Source organism: Streptococcus vulneris (genome assembly GCF_019218685.1).
Taxonomy (GTDB): Bacteria; Bacillota; Bacilli; order Lactobacillales; family Streptococcaceae; genus Streptococcus; species Streptococcus vulneris.
The window spans coordinates 364,552-386,594 of record NZ_JAHUZC010000001.1 but is presented as its reverse complement, the minus strand read 5'-3'; the positions used below and the strand labels follow the sequence as shown (position 1 = coordinate 386,594).

Annotated in this window: 20 protein-coding genes; 15 read left to right on the top strand and 5 right to left on the bottom strand. The window is 38.1% G+C overall.

Annotation, left to right across the window (positions count from 1 at the left end):
- Nucleotides 1-57: 57 nt before the first annotated feature.
- The 6 genes from KUA57_RS01920 to KUA57_RS01895 all read left to right on the top strand — a co-directional run bounded on the left by KUA57_RS01920 (nucleotide 58) and on the right by KUA57_RS01895 (nucleotide 11,128).
- A complete protein-coding gene (locus tag KUA57_RS01920; protein ID WP_218493561.1) occupies nucleotides 58-5,229 on the top strand; it encodes a S8 family serine peptidase in 5,172 nt (1,723 codons plus the stop codon).
- Between the two features lie 281 nt (nucleotides 5,230-5,510).
- Complete coding sequence (locus KUA57_RS01915) at nucleotides 5,511-6,704, top strand: AAA family ATPase (protein ID WP_049552106.1); 1,194 nt, start codon at nucleotides 5,511-5,513, stop codon at nucleotides 6,702-6,704.
- 1 nt (nucleotide 6,705) lies between these two features.
- On the top strand, nucleotides 6,706-7,377 hold the full coding sequence (locus KUA57_RS01910; protein ID WP_049552105.1) for a hypothetical protein: 672 nt from the start codon (nucleotides 6,706-6,708) through the stop codon (nucleotides 7,375-7,377).
- Nucleotides 7,378-7,613: 236 nt separating this feature from the next.
- Complete coding sequence (gene glyQ, locus KUA57_RS01905) at nucleotides 7,614-8,531, top strand: glycine--tRNA ligase subunit alpha (RefSeq protein ID WP_000038733.1); 918 nt, start codon at nucleotides 7,614-7,616, stop codon at nucleotides 8,529-8,531.
- Nucleotides 8,532-8,790: 259 nt separating this feature from the next.
- Entirely contained in the window at nucleotides 8,791-10,827 is a 2,037-nt protein-coding gene (gene glyS, locus KUA57_RS01900; RefSeq protein ID WP_125446990.1) for a glycine--tRNA ligase subunit beta, read from the top strand.
- Between the two features lie 43 nt (nucleotides 10,828-10,870).
- Nucleotides 10,871-11,128, top strand: coding sequence for a DUF896 family protein (locus KUA57_RS01895; RefSeq protein WP_125446992.1), 258 nt, complete (start codon nucleotides 10,871-10,873; stop codon nucleotides 11,126-11,128).
- Between the two features lie 113 nt (nucleotides 11,129-11,241).
- Here the strand turns inward: KUA57_RS01895 and KUA57_RS01890 are convergent, their stop codons facing one another.
- From KUA57_RS01890 to KUA57_RS01880, 3 genes are read right to left on the bottom strand one after another with little or no spacing between them, the layout of a single operon-like run.
- Complete coding sequence (locus tag KUA57_RS01890) at nucleotides 11,242-12,486, bottom strand: NAD(P)H-dependent oxidoreductase (protein WP_125446994.1); 1,245 nt, start codon at nucleotides 12,484-12,486, stop codon at nucleotides 11,242-11,244.
- An 18-nt stretch (nucleotides 12,487-12,504) separates the two neighbouring features.
- Complete coding sequence (locus tag KUA57_RS01885; protein ID WP_042751459.1) at nucleotides 12,505-13,110, bottom strand: NADPH-dependent FMN reductase; 606 nt, start codon at nucleotides 13,108-13,110, stop codon at nucleotides 12,505-12,507.
- 59 nt (nucleotides 13,111-13,169) lie between these two features.
- The gene (locus tag KUA57_RS01880) at nucleotides 13,170-14,093 is read right to left on the bottom strand and encodes an FAD:protein FMN transferase (protein WP_218493560.1); all 924 of its coding nucleotides are present in this window, start codon (nucleotides 14,091-14,093) and stop codon (nucleotides 13,170-13,172) included.
- Between the two features lie 308 nt (nucleotides 14,094-14,401).
- On the opposite strand from KUA57_RS01880, the gene nox reads away from it, so the two are divergent.
- The 3 genes from nox (at nucleotide 14,402) to pdxT (ending at nucleotide 17,390) form a co-directional block, all read left to right on the top strand.
- Nucleotides 14,402-15,781: a H2O-forming NADH oxidase gene (gene nox, locus KUA57_RS01875; RefSeq protein ID WP_049492202.1), complete on the top strand. Its 1,380-nt coding sequence runs from the start codon at nucleotides 14,402-14,404 to the stop codon at nucleotides 15,779-15,781.
- A 151-nt stretch (nucleotides 15,782-15,932) separates the two neighbouring features.
- Nucleotides 15,933-16,808, top strand: a complete 876-nt coding sequence (gene pdxS, locus KUA57_RS01870) for a pyridoxal 5'-phosphate synthase lyase subunit PdxS (protein WP_000138517.1) — start codon at nucleotides 15,933-15,935, stop codon at nucleotides 16,806-16,808.
- Complete coding sequence (pdxT, locus tag KUA57_RS01865; RefSeq protein ID WP_061864021.1) at nucleotides 16,809-17,390, top strand: pyridoxal 5'-phosphate synthase glutaminase subunit PdxT; 582 nt, start codon at nucleotides 16,809-16,811, stop codon at nucleotides 17,388-17,390.
- Nucleotides 17,391-17,410: 20 nt separating this feature from the next.
- On the opposite strand, the gene trhA is transcribed toward pdxT, so the two are convergent.
- Both trhA and KUA57_RS01855 read right to left on the bottom strand, forming a co-directional pair.
- Nucleotides 17,411-18,058: a PAQR family membrane homeostasis protein TrhA gene (gene trhA / locus KUA57_RS01860; protein ID WP_001097996.1), complete on the bottom strand. Its 648-nt coding sequence runs from the start codon at nucleotides 18,056-18,058 to the stop codon at nucleotides 17,411-17,413.
- On the bottom strand, nucleotides 18,055-18,501 hold the full coding sequence (locus KUA57_RS01855; RefSeq protein ID WP_061864022.1) for a DUF1836 domain-containing protein: 447 nt from the start codon (nucleotides 18,499-18,501) through the stop codon (nucleotides 18,055-18,057). The genes trhA and KUA57_RS01855 overlap by 4 nt, the downstream gene beginning before the upstream one ends.
- 134 nt (nucleotides 18,502-18,635) lie before the next feature.
- On the opposite strand from KUA57_RS01855, the gene KUA57_RS01850 reads away from it, so the two are divergent.
- The 6 genes from KUA57_RS01850 to KUA57_RS01825 all read left to right on the top strand — a co-directional run bounded on the left by KUA57_RS01850 (nucleotide 18,636) and on the right by KUA57_RS01825 (nucleotide 22,013).
- Nucleotides 18,636-19,130, top strand: coding sequence for a GNAT family N-acetyltransferase (locus tag KUA57_RS01850; RefSeq protein ID WP_218493559.1), 495 nt, complete (start codon nucleotides 18,636-18,638; stop codon nucleotides 19,128-19,130).
- Nucleotides 19,130-19,648 carry a methylated-DNA--[protein]-cysteine S-methyltransferase gene (locus tag KUA57_RS01845; protein ID WP_020901893.1) on the top strand — a complete coding sequence of 173 codons (519 nt, stop codon included), beginning with the start codon at nucleotides 19,130-19,132 and terminating at the stop codon, nucleotides 19,646-19,648. Before KUA57_RS01850 ends, KUA57_RS01845 begins: the two co-directional genes overlap by 1 nt.
- 5 nt (nucleotides 19,649-19,653) lie before the next feature.
- Nucleotides 19,654-20,010: an arsenate reductase family protein gene (locus KUA57_RS01840; RefSeq protein WP_020901892.1), complete on the top strand. Its 357-nt coding sequence runs from the start codon at nucleotides 19,654-19,656 to the stop codon at nucleotides 20,008-20,010.
- Between the two features lie 157 nt (nucleotides 20,011-20,167).
- Nucleotides 20,168-20,968, top strand: coding sequence for an amino acid ABC transporter permease (locus KUA57_RS01835; protein WP_020901891.1), 801 nt, complete (start codon nucleotides 20,168-20,170; stop codon nucleotides 20,966-20,968).
- Nucleotides 20,968-21,711: an amino acid ABC transporter ATP-binding protein gene (locus KUA57_RS01830; protein WP_000590965.1), complete on the top strand. Its 744-nt coding sequence runs from the start codon at nucleotides 20,968-20,970 to the stop codon at nucleotides 21,709-21,711. Before KUA57_RS01835 ends, KUA57_RS01830 begins: the two co-directional genes overlap by 1 nt.
- Before the next feature lie 77 nt (nucleotides 21,712-21,788).
- The gene (locus KUA57_RS01825) at nucleotides 21,789-22,013 is read left to right on the top strand and encodes a DUF4059 family protein (RefSeq protein WP_000926599.1); all 225 of its coding nucleotides are present in this window, start codon (nucleotides 21,789-21,791) and stop codon (nucleotides 22,011-22,013) included.
- Nucleotides 22,014-22,043 lie beyond the last annotated feature (30 nt).

Sequence of the window (22,043 nt, the reverse complement as noted above, 5' to 3'; positions counted from 1 at the left end):
ATTTTCAGATAATTTGGTATATAATACTTTTAATTTTAAATAAAAAGGAGTGATTTTATGGGAGATTGCAAAGATTTTTGTCATAACAAGTACCAAATAGCAACAATTTTTCTGCTAACGGTCTTTGCTTTCGGATTTGCTTTCGCACAGGTTAGTGCCGATGAGGGAAAATTTGAAACATCCAATCAAGTTACACGTACTGTAACGACTAATAAATTAGATGATTCAAATAAGCTTGCATCACCAGTCACGGCTGACAAGAATGCTCTAAATTCTTCTTCGAAAGAAAAAACAGAAGTGATAGAGTCATTAAAACAAGATGATTCTATCGAGTATAGAGATAATAAGTCAGACAAGGATTTAACCACACAGAAAGAAACGACTGCTATAAAAAGTGAAGAGAAGAAGGAAGAATCAGCAGTGAAAAGTAATTCTTCTTCAGAAAGCATACAATCACAGTCGTTATCTCAAGGTGGACATAAAGAAAAGCCGAACAGTATCTCCAGTAATGAAATTATTACTGTCCCTAAAACCTGGGAAGCAGGACATAAAGGACAAGGAACTGTAGTCGCTGTTATAGATTCAGGTCTTGATTTGAATCATGAGGTTTTGCGTATTTCTGATCCGTCAAAGGCGAAATTTAAAAATCAGGATGATATCGAAAAAGCTAAAAAGGCTGCTGGTATTGACTATGGGAAATGGTACAGTGACAAAGTAGTATATGCTTATGATTACTTTGATGGAACTGATAATATAAAAGAGGCTGAAAAAGAGTCTCATGGAATGCACGTTACTGGAATTGTAGCTGGAAATCCTGTTAATAAAGCACCGAATTCTGAGAAGGTTTACGGGGTGGCGCCAGAAGCTCAAATTATGTTTATGAGAGTTTTTTCAGACAGAGATAAAACTACAGCCTCTGCCCTTTATGTAAAAGCTATTGATGATGCTGTTGCATTAGGTGCAGATGTGATCAATATGAGTTTGGGTGCAGGTGCGGGTTCAACGGTAGATGCTGGTTCAGATATCATTGATGCAGTAAAAAGAGCACGCGCTAAAGGAGTATCTGTTGTTATCGCTGCAGGTAATAGTAATACTTTCGGTAGAGGTTTTTCACAACCATTGGCAGCAAATCCTGATTATGGTCTTGTCGGAAATCCCTCTACAGTGGAAGATTCAATTTCTGTTGCTTCTATTAATAATAAAATTCTAACTACTGAGGTATTTGAAGTAAAAGGTTTAGAAAATGACGCTACCCTTGATTATGGTAAGTTTGATTTTAATAAACCTGAAACAGAAAAAGATTTTGAAAAAGGGAAAGAATACGAATATGTAGCAGCGGGTATTGGTCGTGAAGAAGATTTTGCTAATATTGATGTAAGAGGCAAGTTAGCACTGATTCAACGTGGTAAAATTAATTTTTCTGATAAGATTAAAAATGCTCTTCAACATGGTGCAGCTGGAGTTTTAATTTATAACAACGTTGAAGGTGCAAATGTTAGTATGTCTGTTACAGGTGATGCTAAGAAAATCCCATCTGTCTTTATTTCAAAACATTATGGTGAAATTCTTAAGTCTGGTCAGTATAAAATTGTCTTTAATCACAAGATGGATAATCGTAAATCAGATGTTGCAGACCAATTGTCAGATTTTTCAAGTTGGGGAGTTACAACAGATGGACAATTGAAACCAGATGTTACTGCACCTGGTGGAAATATCTATTCATCATTTAACGATAATAGCTATGGAAGTATCAGTGGAACAAGTATGGCGGCTCCTCATGTAGCTGGTGTCGCAGCATTAGTCAAAGAATATTTAGCAAAGAAACATCCTGAATTATCAGCTAGTCAAATTTCAGAGATTGTAAAAGCTTTAATTATGTCTACTGCAAAACCACATTTTAATAAACAAACTGGAGCCTATACTTCTCCACGTCAGCAAGGTGCTGGCGTAGTTGACACGATGGCGGCAACAAGCACAGATTTATTTGTAACAGGTGCAAATAACTATCCAAGTGTTACTCTTGGCAATGTTGGTGATAAATTTACCTTTGAAGTTACCATTCATAATATTTCGGATAAAGACCAAACACTGAAGATGATTGTAAATACAAATACGGACGAAGTTACTGAAGGGAAATTCACTCTCCGTCCACGAAAACTAACTGAAACAGTTTGGCCTGAAGTAACTGTGAAAGCTCATAGTACGAAGACGGTAACAGTTAGTGTAGATACAAGTAAGTTTACTGAAGAACTTAGCAAAATAATGCCAAATGGTTATTTTCTAGAAGGATTTGTTAGATTTGTTAATCCTGCAGATGATGGTTCTGTTATTGGTTTACCATTTATGGGATTTAAGGGAGAATTCCAAAATCTACCTGCAATTGAAAAACCAATTTATCAATTGATTAAGGAAGGAAACAGTGGATTTTACTCTGAAATTGATAAAGATAATCCAGGAATTTCACCTTCAGACGATGCAACTTATTTAACAAGTTCTGAAAATGATGTAAATGTTTTAAAAGCAGAGCGTCAAGGAAGTCGAGTGACTGTACTCGGAGTGAAACAAGATGCTGAAGGAAAATACCATCTACAATTAGATGAAAAGGGGAACATCCGCCTTGCTATCTCGCCAAATGAGGATGGTAATAAAGATTCTGTTAAATTTAAAACTCTTGTCTATAGAAATTTGGTAAATCTTCGTGCGACGGTTTATGATTCTTCGGATACAACACACAGTCAGCCTATTTGGCAAAGTCGTCCAACAGACCTTGTAAAAAATTATTTTGATGGCGATACTAGAAATCCAAGAAGTTACATTGTAGATAAAACAGCTTGGGGAGGACAGGATTCTAATGGAAATCGAGTCTCTGATGGAATTTATGACTATGTTATTAGTTATAAGCCAGATGTCCCTGGAGCTGAAGAACAATATACAATATTTAAAATTCAAATCGATACACAAAAACCTCTGATTACTTCGGGATATATTCGTTATCAAGAAGATAAAGAACAATTCATAGCTCGCAAACCTCAGGATGTAGGAAATGGTGGAATTCTTCTAGAAAAAGTCTTTTATATTCGTCCTTCTGAAAATAGAGAGGCGACAGATTCAGAAATCGAACAGTATCAAATTATCAAACAAAATGAAGATGGTAGTTATACACTTCCTAAGAACGTTGATAAATCGAAAATCTTCTATTATGTAGAAGACTTTGCGGGAAATGTAGATTTTATATCTCTCAAAGATCTTGTAGGTGAAGAAAATAGTGGTCGTGTAAAAATTGCTATACTAAATAATAAAACCAATGATGAGATTGATACAACTTATGTTTATCGCATTAAAAATAGCGAAGGTCAATATGTAACTGTTGATAAGTCAAAAGATATTAATTTCTTGAAATTTGGGCATTATGTTGCGGAAATTTTTAGCTATGACCGTACAGAGTTGAAATTTGTGAGTGCTCTATCTAGGGAATTTGATTTAACGAAAGAAAATAGTTTTCAAACTATTACCTTCTTGGCTAACAAAATGAAATATGCCCCAGTAACGGTTGGCTTTAATCAAGCTGTTCCTGGAACTACAACGATTACTTTAGTAGGTGAAGATGGTCAGAGCCAAGTCTTGCCAGCTGAAACATATGGTAAACATTCTTATGGTAAGAAAGTAGTTACTGGTGAGTATAAAGTTCTTGTAAATCTATCAAAGGGTTATGAATTACTTGATAATCTTCAACCATTTAAAGTTCTGTTTGGTAAAAATAATGTTTTGTCACTTTCAGTTGTTTCTAAGTTAGCTCTAATTGCAGCTTTAAATAAACAAATGGAAGTAGTTAAAACTCCAAGATATTATAATACAAAACAGAAGTTAAAAGAGATTTTTGATCAAAGTGTCAAAGATGCGCAACTAGCATTGGGAAGTAAACTTAACCAAGATAAAATTGACCAAATTGTTAAGGCTTTAGAGTCTGCTATGCAAACATTGGATGGTAAGGAATCTGATATCACATCATTGAAGAATGCTATTAAAGCATATGCTGAGACAGTTAAAAAAGGTAAATATATAAATTCTGATCAAGAACTCAAAGGTCAATATGATCGTGAATTTAAACTCTTGGCATTATTAATTACAAAAGATTTGATAACTCAAGATGAAATCGACCGTCTATTGACCGCTTTCTTGAAAGCACAAGACCAGCTGAATGGGAAAGAAACAGATTTCATGAGCCTAAAAAATGTTATCGTGGATGAAGTGAAGTTCCAAGACAAAGATCCAAGATTTTTGACAGCTGGTAAAGAGGAGAAAGATGCATATAATCTTATTTTCAACAAAGCTAAGTTACTTTTGGAAAATGCAGAAGCTAGTCAAGAAGAAATTAATGAAGTAATCGATGCTCTAAAAGAAACGGCTGTAAAACTGAAGGCTAATAAAGTAGAGATTCCAACTAAAGCAGTTGCACCAGTTAAACCAGTTATTCCAACTAAACCAGTTGTAACGATTAAACCAGTTAATCCAGCTAAACCAGTTGCACCAGTTAAGCCGGTTAGTCCAGCTAAACCAGTTGCATCTGTTAAGCCAGCTAATCCAACTAAACCAGTTGTAACGATTAAACCAGCTAATCCAACTAAACCAGTTGTAACGATTAAGCCAGTTAATCCAGCTAAACCAGTTGCATCGGTTAAACCAGCTAATCCAACTAAACCAGTTGCATCGATTAAGCCAGTTAATCCAGCTAAACCAGTTGTAACGATTAAGCCAGTTAATCCAACTAAACCAGTTGTAACGATTAATCCAGTTATTCCAGCTAAACCAGTTGTAACGATTAAACCAGCTAATCCAACTAAACCAGTTGTAATGATTAAGCCAGTTAATCCAACTAAACCAGTTGTAACGATTAAACCAGCTAATCCAACTAAACCAGTTTCTCAAGTGCAATCTGTTAAATTAGTAAGTCACAATAGACAAGTCTCAACTATTAAGTCTTCAGTTAGCAATGATAAAATTGAGAAAGCTACATCAATTGCAATACATCATTCCAATATAGAAGCTAAGCATGAGAATAAAACACTAGCTGGAAGTGGTCAACAAGTGCTTTTAGCTACAGTCAACAAAGAAGGAAAACAATTACCAGCCACTGGTGAGAATAACATGATTTCTATTATTCTAAGTATTTCAGGAATTTCTCTCTTGTTGTCAGTTATTGGACTTGCAACTTTTTCAAAAAGTGATTAGAGAATACTATACATCTTTCTATAGTTTTTGATTTACAGTATGTTACAATTCTGATATAATAGTCTGCAGGAAAGAAAGTCTTATGGCGTTCTTCAAGCGAGCTTGGGATAGTGGGAGCCAAGTAGGGCAAGATAAAGAACTGGCGCTTTCTGTTGTATTTTCAAAAACAATGAAGTAATAAATTAGGGTGGAACCGCGTTTTTACGCCCCTAGGTCACTTGACTTAGGAGTAAAGACACGGTTTTTTTATATTTGAAATTAAATAAGTTGGGGTAAGTAACATGGATTTAACTTTTAAATTTAGAGATAATGATAATTCTATTAAGCTTGATATAGATAAGAATAGCGTTTTATTTGGTTTTAATGGAACAGGCAAAACTAGGGTATTAAAGCTTCTTCAAGATCTATCTAATAAAGAAAGAAATAAGAATAGACTTGTTGATTTGTTTGAACAATTTAATGTGGAAAACATCTACATAGAGGGGACATCGTTTTTAGAATTACTAAATGATAAACATAAACATGGAATAAGTATTTATAATGAATTTATAGAAAAAAATAGATCAGCATTTGTTGATTTTATAACTATTAGTGAAGAGATAGTTAAGAATAATGAAACAATTCCTTTTTTCCCAAGTAATAGATTTAGAATGCTTAATACAACAGTAGAGCATTTACTACAAAAAAAGTCAATTGGTGACGAAGGAAGGCAGTTGACACTATTTTTTAAAGAATCAGAAAGACTTATTTATGAGGTGAAAAAATCATTTGGAATAAGTAATTTTCATAGTGGAGAAAGTATTCCCCAGATTTTGCAAGTGGAAGATATCACTTCCTTTTTACACCGTCGTTTTGCAGATTTTAAATATGATAATAAGTGGTATAATCTTCGAAGAAATAGTTTACTCAGTGCATACAAAGCTATTTTATTTTCAAGATTGAATAGAACGGCGAAATATATTTCCCCAGATTTTGAGGAATTGGATAGGATAAAAGAACAAATTATCCAAGAGCTATTAGGAGCAAAAATATATATAGCAAATCAATATGTCAGTAAGATTACTAAGCAAATAGACAAGAACAATGAAAAAATTAAAGATATTGATGATAATAAATTAAGGACTATTTTATCTAATATAAAAAAAGTTAATAAAATTTTAAAAAAGTATACTAATATTTATTTAAAGTTTAAAGATAATGAACTATTAGCTAAGAAAGATGGTGATGAGCTAGATTTGTCCATGCTATCGTCTGGAGAGCGTCGTTTATTGACATTAATATTGAATGTTGTTTATAGTTCAGAAGATTTATTATTAGTGGATGAGCCAGAAATTTCTTTATCATTAAATTATCAGAGTAAAATTATGACAGACCTAGTTGAAATACTCGGGGAAAAAATTATAATCATAGCAACACATGCCCCGTTTGTTTTCAAAGCTTGTGAAAGAATGGAATTTGATTTAGTGGAGTTATAGAATGAATACTTTTGATATCAATAAAGCTGATTATTTTGATGGAGTAGAAAAATTAATTGGTCAAGATAAGTTGATAATTTATGCGGAAGATCCAGAATTTTATTCATGTTATATAACGCCAAAAACAACGGTATTTCCTGAAGGGATGTCCTGTGATCAAGTTAGGCAACGAGTAATTCACAATGGGAATATGAATGCTGTAGGAATTGTTGACGGAGATTTTAATGATTCGATTGAACATGATAATCTTTTTAAAATAAATTATTATTCTATTGAAAATATAGCTCTTTATCATCATAGAAGTATGAGTGAACTAAAAAATAAAATAGTTGACTTCTTAACAAGTAATCTTCAAAATAAACTACGTTTAGATATTTCATTTAATCACGAAGATTTTCACATAAAACATGGAAAAAAAATATCAAGAGAATTCAATGAATATGTAGATAGAAAGATTAAAGATGCTGAAAGTTATATTTTATTTATGGACTTAAAGGAAGTGGTACTCCGTTACGGAAAGAATAAGTGCAAGAAATGTTTTAAACAAAGCCTATCAAGTTATGTTCCTCAGTTTGAATCACTGTTTTCATCAGATGAATCAATAAGAATTTTAGAAAAATTATTAGCTTATAAAGCCATTGATTTACCAAGTCAACCAAATTTAATTTTTTAAATAATTAAAATCCCTATTTTTAAAATTAGAATTAAAGAAATCATATCAATTAAGGAGTATTCAATGTCTAAGAAACAAACCTTTCACTGCGTCAGTGACAGAGAACTCCTTACAGTCGGACTGCCTCATGCTCAGCACTAGGGTGCTTAGCTAGACGCAATACTAACTCGTCTTGTCTCGTATAATCCACGAGGCAGACTCGTGTCGCAAGTAATTTATAGAAAAAGGAGAAAACAATGTCTAAAAAATTGACTTTTCAGGAAATCATCCTCACTTTGCAACAATTTTGGAATGACCAGGGTTGTATGCTCATGCAGGCTTATGACAATGAAAAAGGTGCGGGAACCATGAGTCCTTACACTTTCCTTCGTGCCATCGGACCTGAGCCATGGAATGCGGCTTATGTAGAGCCATCACGTCGTCCTGCAGACGGTCGCTACGGGGAAAATCCTAACCGTCTTTACCAACACCACCAATTCCAAGTGGTCATGAAGCCTTCTCCATCAAATATTCAAGAACTTTACCTTGAGTCTTTGGAAAAATTGGGAATCAATCCTTTGGAACACGATATTCGTTTCGTTGAGGATAACTGGGAAAATCCATCAACTGGTTCAGCTGGTCTTGGTTGGGAAGTTTGGCTTGACGGTATGGAAATTACTCAGTTTACTTACTTCCAACAAGTAGGTGGATTGGCAACTGGCCCTGTGACTGCGGAAGTTACCTATGGTTTGGAGCGCTTGGCTTCTTATATTCAGGAAGTGGATTCTGTCTATGATATCGAATGGGCTGATGGTGTAAAATACGGAGAAATCTTTATCCAGCCTGAGTACGAACACTCAAAATATTCATTTGAAATTTCGGATCAAGAAATGTTGCTTGAAAACTTTGATAAGTTTGAAAAAGAAGCTGGTCGTGCTTTGGAAGAAGGATTGGTGCACCCTGCCTATGACTATGTTCTCAAATGTTCACATACCTTTAACCTACTTGATGCGCGTGGTGCCGTATCTGTAACAGAGCGCGCAGGCTATATCGCTCGTATTCGTAACCTAGCCCGTGTTGTAGCCAAAACCTTTGTCGCAGAACGCAAACGCCTAGGCTACCCACTTTTAGATGAAGCAACACGAGCTAAACTCTTAGCAGAGGACGCAGAATAGTGAGTAATACTGTGCTCTAAAATCGTTAGAGGCAAGTCGAAGACTTGCTAGAGGGATATGCACCGCCGTACTGTTACGTGGGGATTTTTGAAACCTTAGGTTCAAAAATTAGTCAGCTAAATCCACTTTGATGAGACTGTTGGAAATCTTGATCAATTTAGTATTAGATTTCCATACAGACTCACAAAGTTAGTTAGCGACGTCCCCAGTACTTAAGGTGCATATCAAAAAAGATTGAAGAAAATGTAAAGGAAAAAACATGACAAAAAACTTATTAGTAGAACTCGGTCTTGAAGAATTACCAGCCTATGTTGTCACACCAAGTGAAAAACAACTAGGCGAAAAAATGGCAGCCTTCCTCAAGGAAAACCGCCTGTCTTTTGAAGCTGTTCAAACCTTCTCAACACCACGTCGTTTGGCTGTTCGTGTGACTGGTCTTGCAGACAAGCAGTCTGATTTGACAGAAGATTTCAAGGGTCCAGCAAAGAAAATTGCCTTGGATAGTGATGGAAACTTCACAAAAGCAGCTCAAGGATTTGTTCGTGGAAAAGGATTGACTGTTGAAGATATCGAATTTCGTGAAATCAAGGGTGAAGAATATGTCTATGTCACTAAGGAAGAAATTGGTCAAGCAGTTGAAGCCATTGTTCCTGGTGTTGTAGATGTCTTGAAGTCCTTGACTTTCCCTGTCAGCATGCACTGGGCTAACAATGCCTTTGAATACATCCGCCCTGTTCACACTTTAACTGTTCTTTTAGATGAAGAAGAGTTTGATTTGGATTTCCTTGATATCAAGGGAGGGCGTGTGAGCCGTGGCCATCGTTTCTTAGGACAAGAAACCAAGATTCAGTCAGCTTTGAGCTATGAAGAAGACCTTCGTAAGCAGTTTGTAATCGCGGATCCTCGTGAACGTGAGCAAATGATTGTTGACCAAATCAAAGCAATCGAAACTGAGCATGGTGTACGTATCGAAATTGATGCTGATTTGCTTAATGAAGTCTTGAACTTGGTTGAATACCCAACTGCCTTTATGGGAAGTTTTGATGCCAAATACCTTGAAGTTCCAGAAGAAGTCTTGGTGACTTCGATGAAGGAACACCAACGTTACTTTGTTGTTCGTGATCAAAACGGCAAACTCTTGCCAAATTTCATTTCAGTCCGTAACGGAAACGCAGAGTATTTGGAAAATGTCATCAAAGGAAATGAAAAAGTTTTGGTAGCTCGTTTGGAAGACGGTGAATTCTTCTGGCGTGAAGACCAAAAATTGGTCATTTCGGATCTTGTTGAAAAATTAAACAATGTGACTTTCCATGAGAAAATTGGTTCCCTTCGTGAACACATGATTCGTACGGGTCAAATTGCTGTACTCTTGGCAGAAAAAGCTGGTTTGTCAGCGGATGAAACGATTGACTTAGCCCGTGCAGCAGCCATTTACAAGTTTGACTTGTTGACAGGTATGGTTGGCGAATTTGACGAGCTCCAAGGAATTATGGGTGAGAAATATGCCCTTCTTGCTGGGGAAACTCCAGCGGTGGCAGCTGCTATTCGTGAACACTACATGCCTACATCAGCTGAAGGAGAACTTCCAGAGAGCAAGGTCGGTGCAGTGCTTGCCATTGCAGACAAATTGGATACGATTTTGAGTTTCTTCTCAGTAGGTTTGATTCCATCAGGTTCTAATGACCCTTATGCTCTTCGCCGTGCAACTCAAGGTGTGGTTCGTATCTTGGATGCCTTTGGTTGGCACATTGCTATGGATGAGCTGATTGATAGCCTTTATGATCTAACATTTGACAGCTTGACTTATGAAAATAAAGCAGAAGTTATGGACTTTATCAAGGCTCGTGTTGATAAGATGATGGGGTCTACTTCAAAAGATATCAAGGAAGCTGTTCTTGCAGGATCAAACTTTGTCGTGGCAGATATGTTGGAAGCAGCAAGTGCTCTTGTAGAAGCAAGTAAGGAAGAAGATTTCAAACCATCTGTTGAATCACTTTCTCGTGCCTTTAACTTGGCTGAGAAGGCAGAAGGAGTTGCTACAGTTGATTCAGCTCTCTTTGAAAATGACCAAGAAAAAGCCTTGGCGGAAGCAGTAAATACACTTGTTTTATCAGGTACTGCCAGTCAGCAATTGAAACAGCTCTTTGCGCTTAGTTCAGTTATTGATGCTTTCTTTGAAAATACTATGGTTATGGCCGAAGATCAGGCTGTCCGTCAAAATCGCTTGGCTATCTTGTCTCATTTAACTCAAAAAGCAGCTAAACTTGCTCGTTTTAACCAAATTAACACTAAATAAAAATCTGTTAAACGGATTAAATCTTATCATAAAGGAGAGAAATATGAATCCTAAAAAAATTGATCGTATTAACGAGCTTGCCAAAAAGAAAAAAACAGAAGGCTTGACCCCAGAAGAAAAAGTAGAACAAGCCAAACTACGTGAGGAGTACATCGAAGGTTATCGTCGCTCTGTTCGTCACCACATTGAGGGAATCAAAATTGTGGACGAAGAAGGAAACGATGTTACACCAGAAAAACTACGCCAAGTCCAACGTGAAAAAGGTTTACATGGTCGTAGTCTCGATGATCCAAACTCATAATAAGTGTTCTTTCTTTTAACAAAGATAGATGAAATAATAAGTAAAAGACTAGCAGACAAAAACTGCTAGTCTTTTTTTTGCTAAAAAAGGAACCAAGATGGTTCCTAAAATGATTAGTTACTTGCTCCAGATGTAGCGTCAGCGCCACCACCGTGACCACCGGCATCACCTGAATCAGAAGCTCCAGATGTAGCATCTGCATCGCCGTGACCATGTCCGCCAGCAGGAGCTGCAGCATTTCCACCGACTAGACGTTGACCAGTTGTATTGAGGTACCAATCAAGCCATGGTTGGAAATTAAAGATAATCTCATTAATTCCAGCATATGAACCATCTGGGTAGTACATTGCTTGGTAATTATGGGTATTAATAACACCTTCAGGTGTTCCTGGCACAATTGTACGGACATATTCTTGATCCCCGTTACGCAATACGCCGACAACCCATTCAACGTTTTTCATTCTAGAATCTGGCAATGTACCGTGTACTGTTCCTAATCTATTTCCTGATTGAGCACGGACACGTTTACCAAACATTGTATCTGGGTCTTGGTGTGCGTTATTAAAGTACAAGAATTGATTATTATCATCTGCAAATGTCAATTCAAATGGCATTGCTTTCAAGAACATGTCAAGTTGGTTAACTGTCAAGATACCGTGGTCTAATTTAACGTAAGTATCTCCAGAAACAGCTCCAACAAGTTCAGCTGCTTTTTCTACCCATTCAGGATCATCTGGGTCAACACCTTGGATGGTAGTTGCAATTGAATTTGTACAATATAAATCTTCTGGTTCAATTGGTTTTGGTTTTTTCAATTTTGAAACGACTCCCACATATTTTACAAAATTGTCCAAGCATGTTTCAAGGAAATTAACAGTTCCTTCATTTGTGATATTTCCATTAACATCAAAAGCTTCTTTAGCTTTACCAAGAAGGAATTCATTTCCTGGAAGTGTGTAGGCATTGACACCTGGAGCGTCAAGAATCTTACGAAGGTGAACTTGGGCACGAGAAGTACCTTGGTCGTAGTAAGAAGCTCCCACAATCATGACTGGTTTGTTTTCAAATGGATGAACTTCGTATGAAAGCCATTCAAGAACAGATTTAAGAGAAGCTGAGATTGTGTGGTTGTGCTCAGGAGTAGCAATAATGACACCATCAGCACGCGTAATTCTGTTATACAAGAGACGCAATTGGAAGCTTTCGTCCCATTTTTCGTCTTGGTTAAACATTGGAACTTCATCAATTTCGAGAACTTCTAATTCAAATTTGAGTTTGAAGTGACGACGGATGAATTCCAAGAGTTTACGGTTATATGATTGATCGTAGTTTGATCCTACAAGTCCAACAAATTTCATTCTTTTTGGTCTCCTATCTTACAAATTTTCCCAGTCAAAGTCTTCAGCATCTTTGCGAAGTAGAGCTTGTGCGTTGCGCAATTTTTCTGTGATTTTTACAAAGATACGGAAGTCGTCAAAAGTGGCATCCAATTTTTTAATAACATCAAGATCCACTAGGTCTCCACTTGGGTTGAAGGCTTGAAGAGAGTGTGAAAGCAAGAATTCATCAGGAAGGACACTTGCTTTAATTTCTGGAGCATTCAAGATTTGGCGAAGTTGTAATTGGGCACGTGATGAACCAAGCGTACCGTAAGAAGCACCTGTAATCATGATTGGTTTGTTCAAAAGTGGGTAAATACCGTATGACAACCAAGCTAGAGCGCTCATCAAAACTGCAGGAATAGAGTGGTCATACTCAGGAGTACCGATAATAACGCCATCTGCCTCTTCAATTTTAGCAGCAATTTCTAAAATTTCAACAGGTACTTGCTTGTCAGCTGGTTTGTTGAAGACAGGGATATCCTTGATTTCAACAAGTTCAATTTCAGCTTTTTCAGCAAAGTGTTTTTGCATGTATTGAAGCAATTGGCGGTTTGTAGAACGTTTTGAATTTGTTCCAACAATAGCAATAAGTTTTAACATGAGATTTCCTTTCTCTTTTTACATAATACGATTTTAAAACTCCATTGAAACATCTATTTCTATAGAGTAGGAATTCCTGAAGAACAGCTTAGGTGACCTTCTTTATCGATGAGGATAGCTTCGATGCCCTCCAAACTTTCGACTTGCCAGAGGATAGAAGCAGGTCTTTCTCCAAAAAGACGAGTTGTCCATATTTCACCATCAACGGATTTATCAGAGATGATGGTGAGGCTAGCTAGTTCCGTTTCAACAGGATATCCTGTTTGACTGTCAAAAATATGATGGTAATCTTTTCCATCGATTGTTAGGTGACGTTCATAAATGCCTGAAGTCACGACAGATTTATTGACAACAGGGATGGTCATTAAGTGATTTCCCCTCGGATTGGCTGGGTCTTGAATCCCAATTTGCCAAGGCTGATCCCCTCTTGCCTGATTTTTTCCAATAGTCAGGATATTCCCTCCCAGATTGATCAAGGCAGATGTCGCTCCCTCCTCTCTCAGAAATTGGGCAACCTTATCCGCACTATAACCCTTGGCTAAACAACCAAGATCGATCTTCATTCCTTTTTGTTTCAAAAACACAGTGGAAGTCGAAGAATCTAACTCGATAGAATGAGGATTGATTAAAGGAAGTACTGATTCAATTTCTTGAGGCTGGGCCACTTTGGCATCTGAAAAACCGATACGCCAGGTTTGAATCAAGGGACCAATGCTGATGTTGAGATGACTAGAGGGCGCTAGGCTATGCTCTAATCCAAGTGAAATCAATTCAAACAAATCAGGATGAACTTTGACTGGAGCTATTCCAGCTTGATAATTGATTTCCATCAACTCCGATTCTTGACTATTTGCATTGAAACGATATTCTAACTCTTTGAGCAAATCAAAGGATTTTTGGAGCAAGATATCGGCTTGCTCATCCACTAATGAAATAGTGATAGTAGTCCCCATTAGCCGTTCAGAATGTGAACTAAGAGGCAAGCTACCAACTCCTTTCTTTTATGAAAAGAAGGCTGAAATATTGTAAATTTATATTAAATTTAACCCCTTACATTTTCTTTCCATGATACTAGCATACCATAAAGTCAGCGTTTTCACAAATAAAATTTGTAAACTTGTCAAGAAATATGCTCAGAAAATAAAGAGTAATTGTAAGAAAGACTGATAAAATACAGATTATTTACATTTTTTTACAAAAAAATCGGGAAAATTAGCTAAACTCTTGTAAACGCTAACAGTAAATGTTATACTAGAAGGGTAAATTTAAAATTGAAGGTAGGAATTTTTCTATGAGTAAAATCGTTGTAGTTGGTGCTAACCACGCTGGTACAGCATGTATTAATACTATGTTGGATAATTTTGGCAATGAGAACGAAATTGTTGTATTCGACCAAAACTCTAACATCTCTTTCCTAGGATGTGGAATGGCCCTTTGGATTGGTGAACAAATTGATGGTGCTGAAGGCTTGTTCTATTCTGATAAAGAAAAATTGGAAGCTAAAGGTGCTAAGGTTTACATGAATTCACCAGTTCTGTCAATCGACTATGATAACAAAGTAGTTACTGCAGAAGTTGAAGGGAAAGAGCACAAAGAATCATACGAGAAATTGATTTTCGCTACAGGTTCTACACCAATCTTGCCACCAATCGAAGGTGTTGAAATTGTTAAAGGAAACCGCGAATTTAAAGCAACTCTTGAAAATGTACAATTCGTTAAATTGTACCAAAACGCTGAAGAAGTTATCAATAAACTTGCTGACAAGAGCCAGCACCTTGACCGTATCGCCGTTGTTGGTGGTGGTTACATCGGTGTTGAACTTGCTGAAGCCTTTGAACGTCTTGGAAAAGAAGTTGTCCTTGTTGATATCGTTGATACTGTTTTGAACGGTTACTATGATAAAGACTTCACACAAATGATGGCGAAGAACTTGGAAGATCACAACATTCGCTTGGCGCTTGGTCAAACTGTTAAAGCAATTGAGGGTGACGGTAAAGTTGAACGCTTGATTACTGATAAAGAAACTTTCGATGTGGATATGGTTATCCTTGCAGTTGGTTTCCGTCCAAATACTACTCTAGCTGATGGTAAGATTGAACTCTTCCGTAACGGTGCCTTCCTTGTAGATAAGAAACAAGAAACATCTATCCCAGGCGTTTACGCAGTAGGTGACTGTGCGACTGTTTATGACAACGCTCGTAAAGACACTAGCTACATCGCTCTTGCTTCAAATGCTGTTCGTACTGGTATCGTTGGTGCATATAACGCTTGTGGCCATGAATTGGAAGGAATCGGTGTTCAAGGTTCAAATGGTATCTCAATCTACGGTCTTCACATGGTTTCAACTGGTTTGACTCTTGAAAAAGCTAAAGCTGCTGGTTACAACGCAACTGAAACAGGCTTTAACGATCTTCAAAAACCAGAATTCATGAAGCATGACAACCATGAAGTTGCCATCAAGATTGTCTTTGACAAAGATAGCCGTGAAATTCTTGGTGCACAAATGGTTTCACACGATTCTGCAATCAGCATGGGAATCCACATGTTTTCACTTGCTATCCAAGAGCATGTGACAATTGATAAATTGGCATTGACAGACCTATTCTTCTTGCCACACTTCAACAAACCATACAACTACATCACAATGGCTGCACTTACAGCTGAAAAATAAAAATGAATGAGCTATCTGGCCTTAAGTTAAGGTCAGATAGTTTTTTAGTCAATCTGTACCCATACAATTATGGTTTTTTTATCTTGTGATTCATTCTAATCTAACATAAAATGAAATGGTAGCTACCAATACAAATAATGAGGATAAAGAAATGACTGAAAATCGTTATGAACTAAATAAAAACTTGGCACAGATGCTCAAAGGCGGTGTAATCATGGACGTTCAGAATCCTGAACAGGCTCGTATTGCAGAAGCTGCTGGTGCGGCCGCTGTGATGGCCTTGGAGCGGATTCCAGCTGATATTCGTGCAGCTGGTGGGGTTTCCCGTATGAGTGATCCAAAGATGATTAAGGAAATCCAAGAAGCGGTTAGCATTCCAGTAATGGCCAAGGTCAGAATCGGGCACTTTGTTGAAGCTCAGATTTTAGAGGCTATTGAGATTGACTATATCGATGAGAGTGAAGTTTTATCTCCAGCTGACGACCGCTTCCATGTGGATAAGAAAGAATTCCAAGTTCCTTTTGTCTGTGGGGCTAAGGACTTGGGTGAAGCCTTGCGTCGTATCGCTGAAGGTGCTTCTATGATTCGTACAAAAGGAGAACCAGGGACAGGAGACATTGTCCAAGCTGTTCGTCATATGCGTATGATGAATCAGGAAATTCGCCGCATTCAAAACTTACGCGAGGACGAACTTTATGTTGCTGCTAAGGACTTGCAAGTCCCTGTAGAATTGGTTCAATACGTCCATGAACATGGAAAATTGCCTGTTGTAAACTTTGCGGCTGGAGGCGTTGCAACGCCAGCAGATGCAGCGCTAATGATGCAATTAGGGGCAGAGGGTGTTTTTGTTGGATCAGGTATTTTCAAATCAGGCGATCCTGTTAAACGAGCGAGTGCCATTGTCAAAGCGGTAACTAATTTCCGAAATCCTCAAATCCTAGCTCAAATCTCTGAAGATCTAGGCGAAGCCATGGTTGGTATTAATGAAAATGAAATTCAAATTCTCATGGCAGAGCGAGGAAAATAGATGAAAATTGGAATATTGGCCTTGCAAGGTGCCTTTGCAGAACATGCAAAAGTGCTAGATCAATTAGGTGTCGAGAGTGTTGAAATCAGAAATCTAGATGATTTTCAGAAACATCAGAGTGATTTGTCGGGATTGATATTACCTGGTGGTGAGTCTACAACTATGGGCAAGCTCTTACGAGACCAGAACATGCTGATTCCCATTCGAGAAGCCATTCTATCTGGCTTACCAGTGTTTGGGACCTGTGCGGGTTTAATTTTGCTGGCTAAGGAAATTACTTCTCATGAAGAGAGTCATCTAGGAACTATGGATATGGTGGTTGAGCGCAATGCCTATGGGCGCCAATTAGGAAGTTTCTACACGGAAGCAGAATGTAAGGGAGTCGGTCAGATTCCAATGACCTTTATCCGTGGTCCAATTATCAGTAGTGTTGGAGAGGGTGTAGAAATTCTAGCAACAGTTGACAATCAAATCGTTGCTGCTCAAGAAAAAAATATGTTAGTGACCTCTTTTCATCCAGAATTGACTGATGATGTGCGCTTGCACCAGTACTTTATCAATATGTGTAAAGAAAAAAGTTGAGATTGAATTTCTCAACTTTTTTACATGTAATAAACAATGGCAATGTATTGGAGGGCAGATGCAGCTAGGATAAAGAGATGCCAAATCATGTGGAAATAAGGTTTTTTCTTGGCGTAAAATCCAGCTCCAACTGTATAACAAAGTCCGCCAGTTACCATGAGACTCCAGAAAATTGGCGTTGTTTGACTGATAATGGCAGGAATGATAGCCAGAACCAACCAGCCCATAATCAGGTAAAGAGCAAGGCTAAATTTCTCATTGACTTTTTTAGCAAAGATTTTATAGAGAATACCAAAGATGGTCGTTCCCCATTGGATGGCAATAATTAGATAGCCAAACCAGTTATTCATTAAGGTCAAGACGACGGGCGTGTATGAGCCTGCAATAGCAACATAAATCATCGAATGATCAATGATTCTCAAGACATATTTATGGGTTGAACCATAGGCCATAGAGTGATAAATGGTGGATGATAGAAACATGAGAAAGAGACTAATAACGAAAATGGAAACGCCTATAGATGATAAAAATCCGTGTGCCTCATAACTATAGGTGGATGAAATGGGGAGTAAGATGAGCATGATGACTGCTCCTACGGCATGGGTCACGCTATTAGCAATCTCCTCTCCAAAACTGAGTTGTTTGCTGAGTTTAAGACTAGTGTTCATTGGATTACCTTCTCTTGAGTATGATGGATTAAGGCTAGAGTTTGATGATAGAGTTTAACGGTTTGGCAGCTGGTTTGGATAATGGGATTAGCTGGATCAATTCCTTGGTTCATGTAGTCTACAAAAGCATCGTAGAGTTGATCTGAACTGGCTTGACTTTGGAGAGTATTCAGTGTCTGAGCGATTTCTTGAATTGAAAAGACAGACTTGAGGGTTGTGATAGCGATCAAACGGGCAATCTGTTGGCGTTGGTATTTTTTCTTGTCAGGCTTTGTCAGGTAACCATGTTTCACATAATTGTTGACCATAGATGCTGTCAGGCCCTTGTCTTTATCAGGAGAGATAGGGGCGCAGACCTGATTGACATAGAGTAAAACCTGGTCCAGATAGAGGTCGATGTTTGGAATTTCTGCCCATTTTGGGTAGGAAAAGGTAGTTTTCATTTTCAACTCCTTTTTATCTAGTTTTAATAACTAGATTATAAAATAATAAAAACAGAAAGTCAAGTTTTAACTGCTTGTGAAAAGGATTAAATTATGCTATGATGGGAGAAACTAGTCAGAAATGAGGAGAAAAGATGGAGATTCGTTTAGCTTTTCCAAATGAAGTAGATGCCATCATGCAGGTGATGAAGGATGCTAAAAAATGTTTAGCGGATGCTGGTAGTGACCAGTGGCAAAATGGTTATCCAAATGCTGATATTATTATTGAGGATATTATATCAGGTCAAGCCTATGTAGCCTTGGAAGAGGGAGAACTATTAGCCTATGCTGCTGTGACCAAGAGTCCAGAGGAAGCCTATGAAGCCATTTATGAAGGCAACTGGCAAGCTAGGGAGTCTGAATACCTAGTCTTTCACCGTATCGCTGTGGCTGCAGATGTCCAGGGACAGGGGGTTGCTCAGACTTTCCTAGAAGGCTTGATTGAAGGATTTGATTACCTAGATTTTCGCTCAGATACGCATGTTGCAAACGAGGCCATGCAGCATATCTTTGAAAAACTCGGTTTTAAACAGGTTGGTAAGGTTCCAGTTGATGGCGAACGCTTGGCCTATCAAAAATTGAAGAAATAATGCAAAAGAAGTACGTAAAAATGCTCTACTTTTCGCCAATAGGAACCTTGTCTTTGGTTGCTGACGAGCAATATCTGTATGGCATTTGGGTGCAGGAGCAGAAGCATTTTGAGAGGGGACTAGGAGATGAGACGATAGAAGCAGTTGTTAGTCATCCCATTTTAGACCCAGTTATTACTTGCTTAGATGCTTACTTTAAAGGTAAGTCTCAGGATTTATCCAACTTGCCCTTGGCTCCAATCGGAACGGATTTTGAAAAGCGAGTTTGGTCCTATTTACAGAGAATTCCTTATGGTCAGACAGTGACCTATGGACAAATAGCCCAAGATCTGCAAGTGGCTTCTGCTCAAGCAATTGGCGGAGCGGTAGGACGCAATCCTTGGTCTATCCTAGTACCTTGTCATCGTGTGCTGGGAGCATGCAAGCGTCTGACAGGTTATGCTGCAGGAGTGGAAAAGAAAGCTTGGCTCTTGGAGCATGAAGACGCAGATTTTAAAGATATAAACAATAGAAAGTGAAACACATGTTAGAATTTATCGAATACCCAAAATGTTCAACTTGTAAAAAAGCAAAACAAGAATTAAACCAACTCGGTGTAGACTATAAAGCTGTTCACATCGTGGAAGAAACACCTGGTCAAGAAGTCATTTTAAACTGGCTAGAGACCTCAGGTTTCGAGTTGAAGCAATTTTTCAACACCAGTGGAATCAAATACCGTGAATTAGGACTGAAAGATAAGGTAGGAAGTCTGTCAAACCAAGAAGCAGCTGAGTTGCTAGCAAGCGACGGTATGTTGTTAAAACGCCCCATTTTAGTAGAAAATGGAACTGTTAAGCAAATCGGTTATCGAAAACCTTATGAAGAATTGGGATTGAAATAGTTTTTATCTATCTCTTTGATAGATAAAATATATAACCTCCCTGTTTCAAAGTATGATAAACTAGTAGGTAGACAAAGTCTGTATCTGACCGTAGCAAATAATTTCATTGACGGCAGAAGTATGGTAGAATGAATCATTATCAGGAGAGGATGTTTTTATGAATGTTACAACGATTTTAGCATCAGATTGGTACCAAAACTTGATGCAATTGATTCCGGATGGCAAGCTTTTTAGCTTGCGTTCGGTCTTTGATGGAATTCCGAGAATTGTCCAACAACTTCCAACAACGATTATGTTGACAATTGGTGGTGCTCTTTTTGGCTTGGTTTTGGCACTTCTTTTTGCCATTGTGAAAATCAATCGTGTCAAAATTTTATATCCCTTGCAGGCCTTCTTTGTTAGTTTCTTAAAAGGGACACCGATTTTGGTGCAACTCATGTTGACCTACTACGGAATTCCTTTGGCTTTGAAAGCTCTCAATCAGCAATGGGGAACTGGTTTCAATATCAATGCGATTCCAGCCGCTGCTTTTGCGATTGTCGCCTTTGCTTTCAATGAAGCAGCTTATGCGAGTGAAACCATTCGTGCAGCCATTCTCTCAGTCAATCCTGGTGAGATTGAGGCGGCACGCAGTCTGGGTATGACCCGAGCACAAGTTTATCGTCGCGTAATTATTCCAAATGCAGCCGTTGTGGCAACTCCAACCTTAATCAATTCCCTCATCGGCTTGACCAAAGGAACTTCCCTAGCCTTTAGTGCGGGTGTTGTGGAAGTATTTGCCCAAGCTCAGATTCTGGGTGGAGCTGATTATCGTTACTTTGAGCGCTTCATCTCCGTTGCCCTTGTTTATTGGGTAGTCAATATCGGAATTGAAAGCCTCGGTCGTTTCATCGAGAGAAAAATGGCTATTTCTGCACCCGATACAGTGCAAACAGATGTGAAAGGAGACCTTCGTTAATGATTAAGATTTCGAATTTAAGCAAATCCTTTTCAGGACAGACTGTCTTGGATCATCTGGACTTAGATATTCAAAAAGGGGAAGTTGTAGCCTTGATTGGTTCTTCAGGAGCTGGAAAATCAACTTTTCTTCGTAGTCTCAATTATCTTGAAACTCCTGACAGTGGATCAATTCAGATTGATGATTTCTCAGTTGATTTTTCTAAAATCACTCAGGAAGAAATCCTGGCCCTACGCCGCAAGCTGTCCATGGTTTTCCAACAGTTTAATTTGTTTGAACGCCGAACAGCACTTGATAATGTAAAAGAAGGCTTGGTTGTTGTCAAGAAATTGTCTGACCAAGAAGCGACTAAGATTGCCAAGGAAGAGTTGGCTAAGGTTGGGCTTTCTGACCGTGAGAACCATTACCCTAGACATTTATCAGGTGGACAGAAGCAACGGGTTGCCTTGGCGCGTGCTCTTGCCATGAAACCAGATGTCTTACTCTTGGACGAACCAACTTCAGCCCTTGACCCAGAATTGGTTGGTGAAGTAGAGAAGTCTATTGCAGATGCTGCTAAGTCAGGTCAAACCATGATTTTGGTTAGTCATGACATGTCCTTTGTAGCTCAAGTTGCGGATAAGATTCTCTTCCTAGATAAGGGGAAAATCATTGAGTCTGGAACACCGGATGAGATTATCCACCATCCTAAAGAAGAGCGAACAAAAGAATTCTTCGCTAGTTACAAACGGACTTATATTTGATATAATAGATAAAGAAAAACTCAGTTAGCTGGACTAGCTGAGTTTACTCTTTAAAAAAGATAGAAATGAGAGAAATCATGCTACTGCAACTATTTTCTTTATATTTCGAGAGTTTGATCTTGACCACCATCCTCGTCCTGATTTTTTTAGGGATTTGGATTGGACTGAGAGCCATGTCGGGAGTTGATAAGACAGCCAAGGCTCGCCAAGCCCATCTCTATGATATGATTATGATTGGTGTCTTGGTTGTTCCAGTATTATCCTTTGCGGTTATGAGTTTAATTCTTGTTTTCAAGGCATAATCCTTGCGTGATTGACAAGAAAGAGTTAGA